The sequence below is a fragment of the Staphylococcus sp. FSL K6-0223 genome, from assembly GCF_038008285.1.
In genome coordinates this window covers 371,805-388,241 of record NZ_JBBOYX010000002.1, presented here as the reverse complement: position 1 = coordinate 388,241, position 16,437 = coordinate 371,805, and the positions used below count along the sequence as shown (strand labels likewise).

The 16,437-nt window shown below is 33.3% G+C and carries 19 protein-coding genes and 1 pseudogene; 2 read left to right on the top strand and 18 right to left on the bottom strand.

The annotated features are described in order from the left end of the window. Positions 1-3: 3 nt before the first annotated feature. The 18 genes and pseudogenes from MHI13_RS12815 to MHI13_RS12730 all read right to left on the bottom strand — a co-directional run bounded on the left by MHI13_RS12815 (position 4) and on the right by MHI13_RS12730 (position 14,790). Positions 4-1,692: an extracellular solute-binding protein gene (locus MHI13_RS12815; protein WP_002433660.1), complete on the bottom strand. Its 1,689-nt coding sequence runs from the start codon at positions 1,690-1,692 to the stop codon at positions 4-6. Positions 1,693-1,703: 11 nt separating this feature from the next. After that, on the bottom strand, positions 1,704-2,600 hold the full coding sequence (locus tag MHI13_RS12810; RefSeq protein ID WP_211181649.1) for an ABC transporter permease: 897 nt from the start codon (positions 2,598-2,600) through the stop codon (positions 1,704-1,706). Positions 2,601-2,656: 56 nt separating this feature from the next. Beyond that, entirely contained in the window at positions 2,657-3,748 is a 1,092-nt protein-coding gene (locus tag MHI13_RS12805) for an ABC transporter ATP-binding protein (protein WP_064210099.1), read from the bottom strand. A 329-nt stretch (positions 3,749-4,077) separates the two neighbouring features. Next, positions 4,078-4,692, bottom strand: coding sequence for a phosphatase PAP2 family protein (locus MHI13_RS12800; protein ID WP_002433679.1), 615 nt, complete (start codon positions 4,690-4,692; stop codon positions 4,078-4,080). A 12-nt stretch (positions 4,693-4,704) separates the two neighbouring features. Then, positions 4,705-5,778: an undecaprenyldiphospho-muramoylpentapeptide beta-N-acetylglucosaminyltransferase gene (locus tag MHI13_RS12795; RefSeq protein WP_002433989.1), complete on the bottom strand. Its 1,074-nt coding sequence runs from the start codon at positions 5,776-5,778 to the stop codon at positions 4,705-4,707. Between the two features lie 17 nt (positions 5,779-5,795). Further along, entirely contained in the window at positions 5,796-6,299 is a 504-nt protein-coding gene (locus tag MHI13_RS12790; RefSeq protein ID WP_002433955.1) for a GNAT family N-acetyltransferase, read from the bottom strand. 217 nt (positions 6,300-6,516) lie between these two features. Next, positions 6,517-7,995, bottom strand: a complete 1,479-nt coding sequence (locus tag MHI13_RS12785; protein ID WP_002433935.1) for a S41 family peptidase — start codon at positions 7,993-7,995, stop codon at positions 6,517-6,519. A gap of 358 nt (positions 7,996-8,353) precedes the next feature. Continuing rightward, entirely contained in the window at positions 8,354-8,578 is a 225-nt protein-coding gene (locus MHI13_RS12780) for a YozE family protein (RefSeq protein ID WP_002433965.1), read from the bottom strand. Further along, positions 8,578-9,078: a PTS sugar transporter subunit IIA gene (locus MHI13_RS12775; RefSeq protein WP_002433657.1), complete on the bottom strand. Its 501-nt coding sequence runs from the start codon at positions 9,076-9,078 to the stop codon at positions 8,578-8,580. Before MHI13_RS12775 ends, MHI13_RS12780 begins: the two co-directional genes overlap by 1 nt. A gap of 12 nt (positions 9,079-9,090) precedes the next feature. Beyond that, positions 9,091-9,519, bottom strand: coding sequence for a peptide-methionine (R)-S-oxide reductase MsrB (gene msrB / locus MHI13_RS12770; protein ID WP_002433862.1), 429 nt, complete (start codon positions 9,517-9,519; stop codon positions 9,091-9,093). Then, positions 9,512-10,039: a peptide-methionine (S)-S-oxide reductase MsrA gene (gene msrA, locus MHI13_RS12765; RefSeq protein WP_002433627.1), complete on the bottom strand. Its 528-nt coding sequence runs from the start codon at positions 10,037-10,039 to the stop codon at positions 9,512-9,514. Before msrA ends, msrB begins: the two co-directional genes overlap by 8 nt. 105 nt (positions 10,040-10,144) lie before the next feature. Next, positions 10,145-10,984, bottom strand: a complete 840-nt coding sequence (gene fakB2, locus MHI13_RS12760; RefSeq protein WP_002433859.1) for a fatty acid kinase binding subunit FakB2 — start codon at positions 10,982-10,984, stop codon at positions 10,145-10,147. A 10-nt stretch (positions 10,985-10,994) separates the two neighbouring features. Then, complete coding sequence (locus MHI13_RS12755; RefSeq protein WP_002433626.1) at positions 10,995-11,480, bottom strand: dihydrofolate reductase; 486 nt, start codon at positions 11,478-11,480, stop codon at positions 10,995-10,997. 67 nt (positions 11,481-11,547) lie between these two features. Then, a complete protein-coding gene (locus MHI13_RS12750) occupies positions 11,548-12,504 on the bottom strand; it encodes a thymidylate synthase (RefSeq protein ID WP_002433615.1) in 957 nt (318 codons plus the stop codon). 187 nt (positions 12,505-12,691) lie between these two features. Next, positions 12,692-13,129, bottom strand: a complete 438-nt coding sequence (brxA, locus tag MHI13_RS12745; protein WP_002433830.1) for a bacilliredoxin BrxA — start codon at positions 13,127-13,129, stop codon at positions 12,692-12,694. A 52-nt stretch (positions 13,130-13,181) separates the two neighbouring features. Next, the gene (locus tag MHI13_RS12740) at positions 13,182-14,294 is read right to left on the bottom strand and encodes a conserved virulence factor C family protein (protein ID WP_002433887.1); all 1,113 of its coding nucleotides are present in this window, start codon (positions 14,292-14,294) and stop codon (positions 13,182-13,184) included. Between the two features lie 33 nt (positions 14,295-14,327). Then, positions 14,328-14,583, bottom strand: a pseudogene (locus MHI13_RS12735) (NifU N-terminal domain-containing protein). A gap of 12 nt (positions 14,584-14,595) precedes the next feature. Beyond that, the gene (locus MHI13_RS12730) at positions 14,596-14,790 is read right to left on the bottom strand and encodes a zinc-finger domain-containing protein (RefSeq protein ID WP_064210100.1); all 195 of its coding nucleotides are present in this window, start codon (positions 14,788-14,790) and stop codon (positions 14,596-14,598) included. 273 nt (positions 14,791-15,063) lie between these two features. Between MHI13_RS12730 and MHI13_RS12725 the strand changes: the two genes are divergently transcribed. Beyond that, on the top strand, positions 15,064-15,768 hold the full coding sequence (locus MHI13_RS12725; RefSeq protein WP_002433951.1) for a queuosine precursor transporter: 705 nt from the start codon (positions 15,064-15,066) through the stop codon (positions 15,766-15,768). Positions 15,769-16,005: 237 nt separating this feature from the next. Continuing rightward, a complete protein-coding gene (locus MHI13_RS12720) occupies positions 16,006-16,398 on the top strand; it encodes a ribonuclease HI family protein (protein WP_002470015.1) in 393 nt (130 codons plus the stop codon). Positions 16,399-16,437: the final 39 nt, after the last annotated feature.

Below are 16,437 nucleotides of genomic sequence, written 5' to 3'. Positions count from 1 at the left end.
CTCTTAGTAAATAATTTGCGTTCCTTTTTTATCTCTTTGATTTTCTACATAACGTTCAAACTGATTTAAACCAGCTTCGTTCAAGCGTTGTTTCGCACTATCGATTATTTGCTTGGCTTCTTTGTCAGTTCTTGAATAATAAGCGCGTTTAATTGCGTCGCTATAATCATCAAGTGCTACCTCTAAATCTTCACCATACTCATATTTAGATAAGAAAGATTTTACTGTTAGACCATTAACAATTTTTGCGTGCTTTTGGCGTTCGTCATAATGCCACATATCAGCAATCTTTTCAGGTGTGGTTTTGCTTGTTTTAGTATTATCGCCGTATTCGATTTCACCAAAGTCAGCTTTATTATCTATATCTGTATAACCAAGATGATCAGCCCAGTATGAACCTGCGCCTCTGAAACCACGTTTTTTCGCTTTGTCAGGGTCGTTTTTGACTTCTTTTAATACTTCTGGTTTGACGTGTGGGTTGCCTTTTTTATCTAATGTGTAATCACGACCTTTAATGCCATATTGTCCTAATAATTTACCTTCACGACTAGCTAAGAAATCAGCAAGTTTAACTACGTCCTCTGGATGTTCAGTCGTACTTGGGACAGCCCATCCGTTTGCACCAGATTTATAAGGTTTCTCAACTCTAAATTTACCTTTGACTGTATTGAGTGGGCCAAGAGGTACATATTTCATGTTTTGATTTTCAGTGACGTAATTATGTAAATCTGAAACTATGCCCCATGAACCATTAACAAGTCCTTCTTTCGCTTTGTTCTCTTCCATTGTGTAAAATTCTTTCGTCATGAGTCCTTTTTGCATTAATTCTTTGACATATCTTACTCTTTTAAGTGGATAATCAGTTTGAGATTCGTGAACAATCTTTTTCCCTTTGTTTAAAAATTTCTCATCTGACTGTCCAGTCCATACGAGGTCGTTGTAGAATTTAGTGCGATCGTCGCCTCCCCAAGCTGTAGGACCAATTGGTGTAATTTCTTTACCATTATCATCTTTAAAGTGATGATCCTTCATTTTTTGTGCTAGCTTTTCTACATCTTCGGAAGTTTTAATTGATGAAGGCTTAATATGAAGTTTATCCATAATATCTTTACGAACGTAGGGGCCTCCTACTGTGCGACGTTCTTCTTGACCTGGATGACGATTGATACCCATATGTACAAGGTAAGTGCCATCCATTTCTTTGTTGAACATAATATTATCTTTTGTATCTTTAGGAAGGTAGCCTTTCTTAAAATATTTACTATAGATTTTTGTGTTTTTAAGCATCTTTGTAAGATCAGTGAGTCGACCTTGTTTAGCTGCTTTATTTAGAACTTTCATTTCAGGGCGTCCACTATCGTCTAAGTAATAAACGATGAAGTCAGGTAAATCACCAGAAGCGAGACCTGATGTTAAGGCTTCAGTCGAATCTTCATTTGAAACTGTCTGTAATTCTAAAGTGATTCCGGTTTTTTTCTTTAGTTCTTTAGCAACCTCTTTATTCATCTTCGGAGAGGCATCATTATCACTTTGGAAGACTAAACCTTTTAATTTTCTATCAGCAATCCATGTATCTGGCTTCCCTTTGGCATCTGCTTTTCTCTTTGCTTCATCTTGTGATTTATCTTTGCCACACGCCGATGTGAGTATCATTACCGCAATAAGTAAGATGAGTATTGATTTTCTAAACATGTACATTCTCCTTAATATAATGAAGTATCCAGTTTTTTATCGGCAAATCTATTGATAATGACGACCGCGATTAGACCAATAACACCTTGTAAAAGTCCTATAGCTATGGCGTAACTGAAGTCTCCCTGTTCGATTCCCGTGCGTATTACAAAGGTGTCTAATATTTCTGATACACTCGCATTTCCAGGTGTCTTGAGTAAATAGATTTGATCAAAGCCAGCTTTTAAAATATCTCCTAATGAAATAATAAATAGAATAACTATTGTAGGCGTGAGCATTGGTAAAGTAATATGTATAATTTGTTTGAAGCGGTTCGCCCCATCTATTGCTGCTGATTCGTAAATTTCAGGGTTGATGCTCATGATTGCAGCAAAATAAATGATGGAGTCCCAGCCGACATTTTTCCAAATATAACTAGAAAACATGATGGTATGGAAATATTCAGGGTTCATCATAAAATAAGTTGAGCCATCACCACCGAATTTGTGAATAAGTTGATTCATTAAACCATCATCTGGTGCGAGTAACTTCTTGAATATACCTATCACAACGACCCATGATAAAAAGTGAGGTATATATAATATTCCTTGGAATAGTCCTCTGATTTTACCTAATTTAGAATCTTTAATTTCATTAAACATAATGGCTAAAATGATAGGAAAAGGAAGAGCTAGAATGAGCTTCATTCCACTGATAACAAGTGTATTTATAATGATTTGTACACATCTTGAATCAGTGAAGAATCTTTGGAAGTAGTGTAGCCCTTTCCAATCACCACCAATAATACCCGTATCAAAACGGAAATCTTTAAACGCTAAAATTAGACTTGTCATAGGTATATAATTGAAAATAAGGAAAAAAAGTAAGCAAGGTAAAATCATAAGATATAAAACTTTATGTTCCCACATTCTTTTGAGCAAAGATTTTTGATAAGTGGATTGAATTCCATGTTGCTTGATTTTACTCACGATACAACCTCCTCTTTCATTCGTTCACCTGACTCAGAATGGAAATAATGTGCATCTTTCGAATGAATGCCGAAAGATACGTTTTGTCCTAATTCAAAATTAAGGTTACTATCTACAGCGGCTACAATTTTATGATCGTCATGATGACAATGGAGTAATTTGTAAGAGCCCGTCAATTCGACTAAATCGATTTTTAAATTTGTGAGTTGAATAGGATATGCACGCGTATCATCGTTAGTAATGAGATGCAAACCTTCAGGACGAATACCAAGTCTACATTGTGAATGTGACGAAAGTTGTACTACAGATTGATCAGCAACTTTTTGAGCGTCGAAATACCATGCGTCCATATGATAAGTTAACGGGATAATATTCATCGAAGGGCTACCTATAAATGTTGCAACAAATTCATTCACTGGGTGACGGTAGATTTCTTCTGGCGTGCCAATTTGTTGAATTTCACCTTGATTTAGTATCACAATGCGTGAGGCCATCGTCATTGCTTCCGTTTGATCATGTGTGACATAGATTGTTGTTGCATTCATTTCTTTATGTATTTTAATGATTTCGCTTCTCATGTTACTTCTTAATTTGGCATCTAAATTTGAAAGTGGCTCATCCATTAAAAAGATTTGGGCGTCTCTCACTATTGCTCGTCCTAACGCTACACGTTGACGTTGGCCTCCGGATAATGCTTTAGGTTTACGTTGAAGAAGATTTTCTATTTCTAATATTTTGGCAGCATCTTGAATTTTCTTATCATAAACTCTCTTCTTAATACCACGCATTTTTAATCCAAATGCTAAGTTTTTATAAACAGTCATATGAGGATAAAGTGCATAATTTTGAAACACCATAGCTATATTACGATCTTTAGGTTGTAAATCATTAATCACTTTATCGTCGATGCTAATTGTTCCCTTACTAATATCTTCTAGACCTGCTATCATACGTAAGGTCGTAGACTTCCCACATCCCGATGGTCCAACAAATACAACAAATTCGTTGTCATGAATATCTAGATTAAAATCTTTAACTGCGTGACTACCATTTTCATAAACTTTGTTTAAATCCTTGATTTGTATCATGTCTTTGCTCCTTTGAAGATGTAATCGCAAATTCAGTATAAGAGTTTTCTATTAAAGGAAACTTTTTTCAAAATTAAGTTTTCGTAAATCAAAAATTTTTGTTTATTATTTTTCAAAAACAAAAAGACTATAAACACTTATATAAAAGCATTTATAGTCTATATTGATTCAAAAATAAAACAAAGATATTTATATTAGATAAATATTATTTACATTAAAATTACATTCAAGAAGGCATAAATAAATTCTCATTCAAACACAAAAAAACCACTGAAATCTTCTTTTTAAGAATCATTTCAGTGGTTAGGTTATTATTTGTCGTGCAAGGTTTATATGGCGAGTTGTTTCTTTAGGATAAGTGTCGATAGTACAATACAAAAGGCGCCACCAATAATACCTGCAATAATATCAGTAGGATAATGAACGCCTAAATAGACTCTTGATGTTGAAATTAATAATATGAATAATGCACTTAATCCTATTAACACACCTTTAGAAATACCTGAATCATGGCGATTTAAAATGTAAATGATGCTTCCAAAGTATGAGGTTGCGCCCATTGCGTGACCACTAGGAAAGCTAAATCCAGAAATATCAATTAAACGTAGGAGTGTTGGACGTTCTCTGTCGAAGATATTTTTAAGGACAGGATTAAGTATGCTTGAAAGACCCATTGCTATAGCAAAGAATAATGTTTCAATTTGATAACGTTTTAACATCAAATATGCCACAAGTGTGAGTGATAGACATAACATGGCCCAAACTTCACCAATTTTAGTCGCACCTAGCATAATTGATGTAGTGATAAAACTCTCTGATGCATAAATAAAATCATAAACCTCATTATCAATCCACTTTCCTAGACGAGATTCATGGAAAAATGCGATTATCCCAAAAACGAGTGTGAAAACAATGAGTAATGAAATGCGCGTCCAACGGTTCATGCTTGGTGCCCCCTACTTATTTAATGCATCATGTACAATTTTATCAAATAAATCTTCTTTAGTATAACTTTCTTTATATGTTTTCATTTGTTTAATGATATCTTCACGATTTGTTTCAATATCATTTAACTCTTGTAATAAACCTACTTGAGTTAGTTCATCTTCAAGTGTATATCGGCCATAGCCTTTCGATGAAAAGTTTTTAGCGTTATCTATTTGGTCTCCACGAGATTGATCTAAACCTAATGGGATTAATAACATAGGTATTCTTAATGTTAAGAATTCATAAATCGCATTTGCACCGGCACGACTTACTACTGTATCTGTTATAGCTAATAAATCAGTTAAATCATCTTTAACAAACTCATATTGAACATAACCTTTTTTATCAATAGTGTTATCAACCAGTCCTTTACCAGTTAAATGGATAATTTGATAATCATGTAATAAGGCCTCTAGATTTTCACGAATTGTTTCATTGAGTTTCTTACTACCAAGACTACCACCCATGACGAGTAAGACCTTTTTATCTGTGTTAAAACCGGTTAATTGATAACCACGTTCTTTATTACCTTGTTTCAAATCCTCACGAACGGTTGCGCCAACAAAGTCAGCTTTGTCTTTAGGAAGATATTGAAGTGTATCTTCAAATGTCGTATAAATTTTTTTAGCGAATTTAAGTGCGATTTTATTCGCAAGTCCTGGTGTTAGATCAGATTCGTGGATGATTGTAGGTATTTTTAGTGAGCGGGCTGCAATGACCACAGGAACGCTTACGAATCCGCCCTTTGAAAATAATAAATCAGGTTTATGTTTTTTTAGAATTTTACGTGCATCTAACACGCCTTTTAATACTTTAAAAACGTCTTTAGCATTTTCAAATGATAAATAACGACGTAATTTACCACTAGAAATAGGATAGTATTTTATATCTGGTAGTTGAGATTCAATCATCTCTCTTTCAATTCCTTGTTTAGAACCGATATAAAACGCTTCATGACCTTTTTCCACAGCAGTAGGAATAAGACTCAAGTTAACAGATACGTGTCCTACTGTTCCTCCACCGGTAAATGCAATTTTCGACATAGTTACAACCTCTATTCCTATATTTTTTTATAATAAGCGTAAAATGGTGCGCCTCTATCGAAAGGATGATAATCCATTTCTGCTTCTCCAGCTTTAGTAAATCCAAATTTCTCAAAAAGATTTTGCGCGGGTTTATTTAGCGCAAACGTGTCAGTAAGAATAACATGTATGCCATGTTCCTCTGTTAAATCTACCGCAAATTGGAAAAGTTCAGTTGCTGCACCTTTATAATCTTTTGATCCAGCTAATCTATGGATAACATAAGCACCTTCACGATTAACTGGCCATTCAATGTCATCATACCACTCTGATTGTGTTTGGTCGATAACAATAAAACCGTAAATTTTACTATCTACATCCAATACAAAAAGTGTTTCGGTTTCGATGTCTTTCTCAAAATGTTCGGTTACAGGGTATTTATCGTCCCATTGATTATTATTAAATTCTTTCATTTTTTCTTTTGCTTCATCAACGAGTTTTTCAATTACAGGTAAATCATTTTTTGTTGCTGTTCTAATCATCTTGCCAAAACACCTCTTTTTTATAGTATTAAAAAAATGATACGCCCCATTTCTTATATAATTTAACAAATGAGGCGTATTTTAAACTTATATAACTAAAGTCGCTAACTATTATATAGATTGTGTTAAATAAATGAGCGATACATTCTCTCTAATAGTACTTTAAGTCATATAAATAAGATTTAATCAAACCTATATTTACTTTTCAAACAATATCTTACTTAAGTTTTTTAAGTAATTTGTCTAATACAGTATCATGTTTATTTGACTTTTCAACTAATTCTTGAGTGAATTTATCATTTGTCGTTTTATCAAATTTTCCAGTTACTTCCAAATGATTGTCTTTCTGGAAGGATTTAATTGCAGATTCTAATTCTGAATCAAATTGGTTAGACTCATTATTCACTTTATAACCTAAGGCTGTGAGTCCAATTTTCATCGTTTTAACATTCTTATTCTCGTCACCTAAATGATAAGTTTTATTATTAGGTATGACGTTAAGAGATTGATATTTAGGTGTAGCTATTTTAGTGTCCGGTTGAATACCTTTACCATGAATATAATGGCCATCAGGTGTTAACCATTTCATTTCAGTATATTTTAGTAATGAACCATCACCGAATTCACGTGTAGTTTGTACAATTCCTTTACCAAATGTTTTAGAGCCATAAACCTTAGCTTTATGATAATCTTTCATAGCACCTGTAAAGACTTCTGATGCACTTGCTGAACCATCATTTACTAAGATAGAAACATCCATATCTTTTGCTTGTTTCAACGAATCATTTGATGTTTTCAATTGCTCCTTATCATCGCCTTTTTCTAATTGAACAACTGTTTTTCCTTTATCAATAAAGATGTTGGCCATTTTAACAGCTTCGTCTAGAAGACCACCTGGATTGTTACGTAAATCTAATACTATTTTACGTACACCTTGTTTGTGTGCCTTGATAATTGCAGATTTTAATTCTCCAGATGTATTACTTTGGAATTTATTAATAGTAAAGACACCAACGTTGCCTTTTTTCTCGTATTCGACACTCTTAACATGAATCGTATCACGTTTAATTTTAATGTCTTTTTCTTGAGAACCTCGTTTGATAGTTAAAGTTACTTTAGTACCTTTTTTACCTCTGACTAGTTTTACGACTTGGTCTAATGGTTTGCCTTCAACAGATTTACCATTAACTTTCGTTACGACATCTTTCGGTTGTATTCCTGCTTTTTCAGCTGGTGAGTCTTTCATTGGACTGGTAATACTAATTTGATCATTTTTCTTCTGCATTTCTGCGCCAATACCAACGAAATCTCCTGACACACCTTCATTGAATTGTTTAGTTTCCTCAGAAGTCATATATTCTGAATATGGATCCTTTAATTCTTTAACCATTCCATCAATTGCTGATTGTGTTAATTTATCTGAATCTTGCTTTTTATAATAATCTTTATTTAGCGTCTTATATACATATTCTATCTTTTTTAAATCTGCACGTTGATCTTTATTGAGTCCGCTCATCTTATGACTAATCAATATCGTCGCGGCCACAGTGATTCCTGCTGTTATTAAAATAACTCCAAGAAGAATCAACAGAAACTGCCAAAGTTTAAATCTCACTTGTTTGTTTTTATTTTGAGAATTTGATTGACTTTCGTCGTCTTGTTGTTGTGCATCATTACGTTCTGAATCATTACTCACTTTATCACATCCCTTGTACTTGTTAATTTTATATTAATCATTATGTATATGCTCTTAGTTCTCCCTTTTTTATGAAAATGAAGTTAGAAAATATATAAAATAGACAACTTCTCCAACTGTGAAGCAAATTAAGCGAGGACTACTCTTCATTATTATATAACTATGTTTCATATACATGAGTCGTAAGATGTATCTTAAATTAATTTGAAAAATTGAGAATCATGCTAACATATGTAAATGATGGCTTTAATTTATATACAAAATCAAACAAAAATGTGGGAGTGAAATAGTATTCAACTTTAATCGTTTGAACACAAAGTTCACTCCCTTTTTTTATTAGTAAAAACTTTGTTTAATTTTAAAATTTTAACCATTCAGTATACTCTTCGTATAAATCATCAAAGACATACATGGGTACAGTAAACTCACTTTGAGTTTCAATGTACTCTGAAAGGACGTTGAAGTCATCTTCATGTTTAGGAAATGCAAGGTCATCAAAGATTTGCTCAGCTAATTCCCCTTTATCGTCTTTACGACCACGAACAGTCATAACAAATTGATAGAATGAGTAATTTTTAACCATTAGCTTACAGTCACATCAATAACTTGAGTCTCGCCTTTAACAACTGCTTCTACATCTTCTAAATGAATAGACTCAGTTTGGTCAGAATTTGTGATAATAATTGGTGAAATGACTGATTTAGCATTATTTTTAATATATTCTAAATCAAAACGAATAAGTGGGTCGCCTACCTTCACAGTGTCACCACTTTCGACTAATACTTCAAAGCTTTCACCATCAAGTTGAACAGTATCTAGACCAATGTGTACGAGTAGTTCTAATCCATTGTCTGCTTTAAGTCCTACAGCGTGCTTAGTTGGGAAGACATTGTCGACCTTGCCTTCAATTGGTGCAACGACTTCACCTTCTGTAGGATTAATACCAAAACCCTCACCCATCATTTTTTGTGCAAATACAGGGTCAGGAATATCTTCAATTTTCACATATTCACCTGTTAACGGTGCGTATATTTTAATATCTTTATTGATTTCTTTGCCTTTTCCGAATAATTTTTTAAACATTGTTGTTCACTCCTATTTTTCAAAGTGTGGAATTAAATCACCATATCCAAGTTCTTCTAACTTTTCATATGGAATAAATTGAATAGCTGCTGAATTAATACAATAGCGTAGACCACCGGTTTCCTTCGGACCGTCATTGAATACATGTCCTAAATGACTATTAGCATCTTCAGAACGTACTTCAGTTCTTATCATACCAAAAGATTTATCAACGAGTTCAATGATTTCATCATCATTTAATGCTTTGGAGAAACTTGGCCAACCACAGTTAGATTCAAATTTTTCTTCTGATGTGAATAAAGGTTTACCAGATAATTTATCAACATAAATACCCTTATCAAAATGATTCCAATATTCATTTTGGAATGGTGGTTCTGTGCCATTTTCTTGAGTGACAAGATATTCCATTTCATTCAATTCATCTTTATTTTTCTTAATCATTTTGAGGCCCCCAATGTGATTCTATAAATGCTTTTCTGCCAGATCCACGTTGGTATTGCTCATAATGCAATGGATTTTTCTCATAATAGTCTTGGTGATAATCTTCAGCAGGATAGAAGTTTTTATAAGGTTTGATTGGTGTGATGACAGGTTTATTAAATATACCTTGCTCATCAATTTGTTGTTTTTTCAATTCAGCTGCCTTTTTCTGATTATCATCATGATAAAAGATTACTGGCTGATAACTTTCACCCCTATCGAAGAACTGACCACCATCATCTGTGGGGTCGAATGTTTTAAAGTAAACATCTAATATATTTTCGAAGGAAGTAATTTCAGGATCGTATTCAATTTGTACAGCTTCAACGTGACCAGTTTGATTCGTACAGACTTGTTCATAAGTGGGATTCTCAACGTGACCACCACTATATCCTGAAACGACAGATTTTATTCCTGGGTAAGAAATAAATGGTTTTACCATACACCAGAAACAACCTCCTGCAAGCGTTGCATATGCCATAGTAGTACCTCCTTAAGTTGTCTCTTTTTTAATAATTTACGCTAAACACCATGTAATTTAAAGTATTTTACTCAACATTAAATAGCTAGAGTTTATCCTAAAGAATTAATCTCTAAGTACAACTAGACCAATAGCACCTTGACCTGTGTGAGTTGAAATAACTGGAGTTGTGACGTTGACATCAAATTGATCAAAATGAAAAGCATCGCTAAATGACTTTTTGAGTTTATCAACAAATTCAATCACATTCGCATGAGCAACACCTATTGATTTAACATTATGATTTTCAATAAATTCAGTTATTTCTTTCTTTAAATATTGAATGCTAGATTTTTGAGTTCTAGCATTATGAACAAGTTCTAATTTTCCCTCATTTAATGTACCTATGGGTTTGATCTTCATAATATTCCCTATTAAACCTTTAGTTTTACTTATACGTCCTCCCTTAATAAGTTGATTCAATTGTCCTATGACTACGAAAAGTTGAATATTATCGCGTAGTTTGTCGACACTTTCAATAATGTTAGTTGTAGGTGTTCCCTTTTCAACTAAATCAACGATGTGCTCAATTTGATAACCTAAGCCATATGAGATTGATTTAGAATCGATAACAGTAATTTTACCGCCTACCATTTGACTAGCTTGAACGGCAGTATTATAAGTACCACTCAGACCTGAAGATAGATGTATGCTAATAATCTCTACATCCTCTTTAATTAACTCTTCATATTTTTCTATAAATTTACCGATGGGCGGTTGACTCGTTTTGACGTCTGCATCTGCCTCGATATATTCAATATATTCTTTAGAAGAAATGTCTACTTGATCAGTATAAGAATTACCATCAATAGTGATACTTAAAGGAATAACGTGAATGTCATGTTTCTTTAAGTATTCATGTGATAAATCAGAGGTGGAATCCGTGACGATAACTTGTTTAGTCATAAATAGCCTCCTATTGGTCATTTCTGCGCACTAAATGTAAAAATGTATGCGGAATAGTATTTTTTTCGTCTAATTGTCCTTCAACAGAACTCTCAACTTCCCAATCTTCAAATGTATAAGGAGGGAAGAATGTATCTCCTTGGAACTTACCGTCGATAACAGTGATATACATGTCATCAACTTTATCTATCATTTCTTCGAAAAGTGTTTGTCCACCAAAAATAAATACTTGTCCAGGAATATCATTAATTTCTTCAATAGAATGAATGACATCGACACCTTCGTGTTTAAATGAAGGATTATTTGTTAATACAACATTTCGTCTATTAGGTAAAGGTTTCCCAATAGATTCGAAAGTTTTTCTACCCATTACCAATATGTGACCAGTTGATAATTGTTTAACGTGTTTTAAATCATTTGGAAGGTGCCAAGGTAATTGATTTTGATATCCGATAACTCTTTGTTTGTCATGTGCGACGAGGATGGATAAAGTCATCGTCTTCCCCCTTTCTTATGGTAAATATGATTAGATTTCTATATCTTTATTTATAAAGTAAGTCAATCTATACCGCTATAGGTGCTTTGATAGCAGGGTGTGATTCATAATCCACAATTTCTAAATCTTCATAGTTGATATCGAAAATGGATTTGTCTGAATTTATCTGTAAAGTCGGTGCTTTGTAACTCTCACGAGAAAGTTGAGTTTCAATAGCTGACATATGGTTTGAATAAATATGTGCATCTCCGAAGGTATGAACAAATTCACCTACTTCAAGTTCACATTCTTTTGCGATGAGATGAGTAAGTAAGGCGTAGCTCGCAATATTGAAAGGTACACCTAAGAAAATGTCAGCACTACGTTGATAAAGTTGGCAACTTAACTTACCATCTTGGACGTAAAATTGGAACATAGTGTGACATGGTGGTAGTGCCATGGTCTCAATCTCTGTAGGATTCCACGCAGACACAATATGACGGCGAGAATTAGGATTTGTTTTAATTTGCTCAATTACTGTTTTTAGCTGATCGAAGTGATTACCATCTTTATCTTCCCAGTCTCTCCATTGTTTACCGTAAACATTACCTAAATCACCATATTGACGAGCAAATTCATCATCATTTAGAATACGTTCTTTAAATTTTTTCATCTCTTCTTTATATTGCTCATTAAATTCTGGATCTTCTTGAGAACGATGTCCAAAGTTAGTCATGTCAGGTCCTTGATAGTCTTCAGAATTAACGTAATTTTCGAAGGCCCACTCGTTCCATATATTATTATTATATTTAAGTAAATATTGTATGTTTGTATCACCTTTAATAAACCACAACAATTCTGTAGCTACTAATTTAAATGAAACTTTTTTAGTTGTTAATAAAGGGAACCCCTTTGATAAATCAAATCTTAATTGATGACCAAACTTAGAAATTGTACCAGTATGAGTACGATCATCACGTTGATTACCTATTTCTAATACCTCTTCGCATAAGCTATGATACGCTTTGTCGAATGGATTATACATATGTACAGCTCCTTTAAGTAAATCACTTTATTTTAGTTATTATTAATAAATTATATTACTGAATATTATACTAGAAATCATTAACTGTTGATAGGGAGAGCTATTTAAGATGACAAATTTCTTTTTTTGGATAAAAAAACCGAGTTACATTGTGAAATGCTGTAACTCGGGTATGTATAATTAAAAATTACTGGCAATGGTCATCAAAAGCGTCTTTTAAATCCATTGCGATATCGTTAATATCTCTGCCTTCAATATGTTCACGTGGAATAAAATGAACTAAGTTTTGCCCTTTAAACAAGGCATATGAAGGACTAGAAGGCACTTGTTGGATGTATTCACGCATTGTTTGCGTTGCTTCTTTATCCTGACCTGCAAAAACAGTTACTTTATTTGTGGGTTTCACTTCGTTTTGTTCAGCAACCGCTACAGCAGCTGGTCTAGCTAATCCTGCTGCACAACCACATGTTGAATTAATAACAACAAAAGTTGTTTCATCATCTTTTACGTTATTCATGTAACCCTTCACATCGTCACTAGTTTCTAAACTTTTGAAACCATTTTCAGTAAGTTCAGAACGCATTTGTTGCGCTAATTCTCTCATATAAGACTCATAGCCGTTCATATTAACACTCCTTGATACTTCTTTTGTCATTTATTATTAAACATTAAATAAGTTATCTTTTCCGATTAGCAATTTGTTTCCAAACTGAACCTAAAGCCTCATCTCCGTTTTCTATTCTAGAGATAGCCATTTCTATTTGAAGTTTGACTTCATATGCTGAATCGTCTGCATGTGCTTTTAGTGATGCCAATTGTTCCTCATTACCCTCATCAAAAATAAACATCGCTGCACGCCATCTTACAATTTTTTGAGGGTCATCAAGCGCTTTTACCATTTCTGGTAAAGCTTCTTTGAAACCTAAGTCACTAAGGCAATCGCCAGCAGTTCTTCTTACAGCTGGACTTTTGTCGTGAAGACCTTGATAAATATAAGGTAAAATTTTAGGATCTTCAATCATCCCTAGTAGCACAACAGCTTCACGTCTTAAAGGGATTTTCTCTTCATTAAGTGCTGTTTCTAACAAAGGGATATCATCAAATGTAGGTGTTGGAAATGCCTTAAGCATTCTGAGACGTGCTTTCCAATCTTGTGCTGACTCATACTCATCCAATGTGACATGTTGATAATGTTGTTCTGGAACTATAATATCAGTTTCAAGTGCTTCTTTAACTAGCGAATCAAGGCGTTCTTCGGGATAAAGTGCGATAACTTCTTCGTAAACGCTCTCCATTACTTCTTCCACATTACCATATCGAATGCCGAAATCTTCCCATTTTCTCAAGAATACTACATTATCATTTTCTTTTTGGGCTTCTAGCATTTTATCGATATAAATTTCTGGTAATTGTTTACGTTGTTCATCTTTATTTGTTGTAATCTTAAGTTGATAAGGTATCCCTTTAAACATTAGAACTTCCGCACGAACTTCACCATAATGTTCGTCTGGTTGAGGTTCTTGATTATAGCTTGATTCATTATTAAGTGTTGAAGTGATTTGAGGTAAGACGTCTTCCCAATTGGCCTTTGGTTGTTTGTCTATTGCTAGGAAATCCATCACATAAAAGATGGATTTTACGCCTTCAAGTTTGAGAAGATCGTTAATAAATTGTGGTTGATTTTCTCTTACTTCAGTATAAGTATTGGATTGATTATCTTCTCTTTTTTCAGATAATACAATTTTCATTGTATTAGGACTAGGAGTAGGTTCTACACGAACAATCTCCATTTTTTAGCCCCCCTTTTAAATAAAACGTTTATATTAATGATTAAAAGCTGCTTGAATTTGTGGTAATAAATCATCCCAGTTTGCGTCATCTTCTTTGTCAACTGAGATGAAGTCCATCACATAAAAAAATAGATTTGACGCCATCGATATCGAATAATCGATTAATAAATTCTGGTTGCCCTTCTTTAGCAGAAGTATAAGTTGTTGAAGAATTATCTTGACGTGGTTCACTTAAAGAAATTTTCATAGTGTTGTGATTTGGTGTTTCTGAAATTGCTACGATTTCCATATTGGTGTCCTCCTATTGTAGCTCGTTCCCTATTTGTTTGATTTGTTTACCTACTGAACACTCATTAATGCAAAAATGATGCGCTTGTGTTTTACCTTGCGTTTTTCTGTTGTGCGCTTTTAGTGGGCATTGGTAACAATAAGTGTTCATGAGCTCGTCGATTTTAATAATCGCTTTTTGTTCTGAATAAGTGAGTATAGCCTCCACTTCCTTTAGCTATATACTTTATTAATGTTACATCTCTTATTTCACATGTTTGTATTATAGCATTGTTAGGGACGTATTTTAAAATAATCAATTTATATTTAATTATTGGAAGTTTGTTGCAAATGGTACTGAGAAAGAATGCTGATTGAGTTGTATGTATTATGTAAATTTTAGTAATGCTATTGCATATTTTTGTTTTTTAAAGTAAACTAATTAGGTTGTTTTTTCGCGGTTTCTAAACACCCGCTTTAACAAAATTTAGGAGGATGTAAGATGTTTAATGAGATTTTTGGTGTAGCTTCGTTTATAGTTACATTTATTTTAATGGTTCTCATGTATCGCTTTTTTGGGAAGCATGGTTTAATTGCATGGGTAGCAATGGGAACAATTATAGCGAATATTCAAGTCATAAAGACAGTTCATATATTTGGCATTTCGGCGACATTAGGGAATGTTATGTTCGCCTCTATCTATCTTGCAACAGATATATTGAATGATATTTACGGCAGAAAAGTAGCAAAACGTGCCGTTTGGTTAGGTTTTTCTTCAACATTAGTAATGATAATTGTAATGCAAATGTCTTTACACTTTATTCCTGCACCTGAAGATACTGCTCAAGGTGCGCTTAAAACAATCTTTGATTTAGTGCCTAGAATTGCTTTAGGTTCAATCGTTGCATATATTATCGGGCAACATGTAGATGTGTTTATCTTTTCAATGATTAAAAAGATTTTTAGCTCAGATAAAACGTTCATTATACGTGCTTATGGTAGTACGATTTTAAGTTCAATTATAGATACAGCATTATTTGTTATCATTGCATTTGCAGGTACTTTACCTAATATGGCTGTGTTCGAAATATTTATAACAACTTACCTACTAAAACTTATTTCAACTATATTCAATGTGCCTTTCGGTTACATTGCTAAATCTTTCTATCGCAAAGGTAAGATTCAAAAACTTGATGAAGGCTATTAATTCTTAGTCAACTTATTAAAGAACTAAGTTAATTGAGACTGTCGATAAAGTCTGCGGACTTTGTTGACAGTTTTTTATGTGCGCGTTTTTTCAGGATCTTGTCTCAAGATACAGATATAAAACAAGTCTTTAAAGGTAATCATTTTCAAGAAAAAAGTCAGGAAAGAAATGATTTGACCTGTCTATTTATAAATTTGCTACAATATAGTCAAACTTACAAACGAAGGTGTATATGAGATGGCAAAAATATACTTTGATTCGGCAACTAAAGGTAATCCGGGTAGAAGTGCATGTGCAGTTGTAATTAAAGAAGAATCTGAACGTCACGTTTTTACTCATGATTTAGGAGAGTTAGATAATCATAGTGCGGAATGGGCAGCAATGATTTATGCGTTAGAACATGCAAGAGAGCTCAATGTTAGAAACGCCCTACTTCATACTGATTCAAAATTAATTGAAGATAGTGTTAATAGTGGTCGTGTAAAAAATGCTAAATTTAAACCTTATTATGATAATATGGAAATTCTCGAACAAAGTTTTGATTTAATGTTTGTTAAATGGGTTCCTAGAGATAAAAATAAAGAAGCAAACCAGCATGCACAACAAGCTTTATATAAATTGATTAAATAAAAAAGAACAGGCTATAGGATTTCCTATAACCTGTTCTTA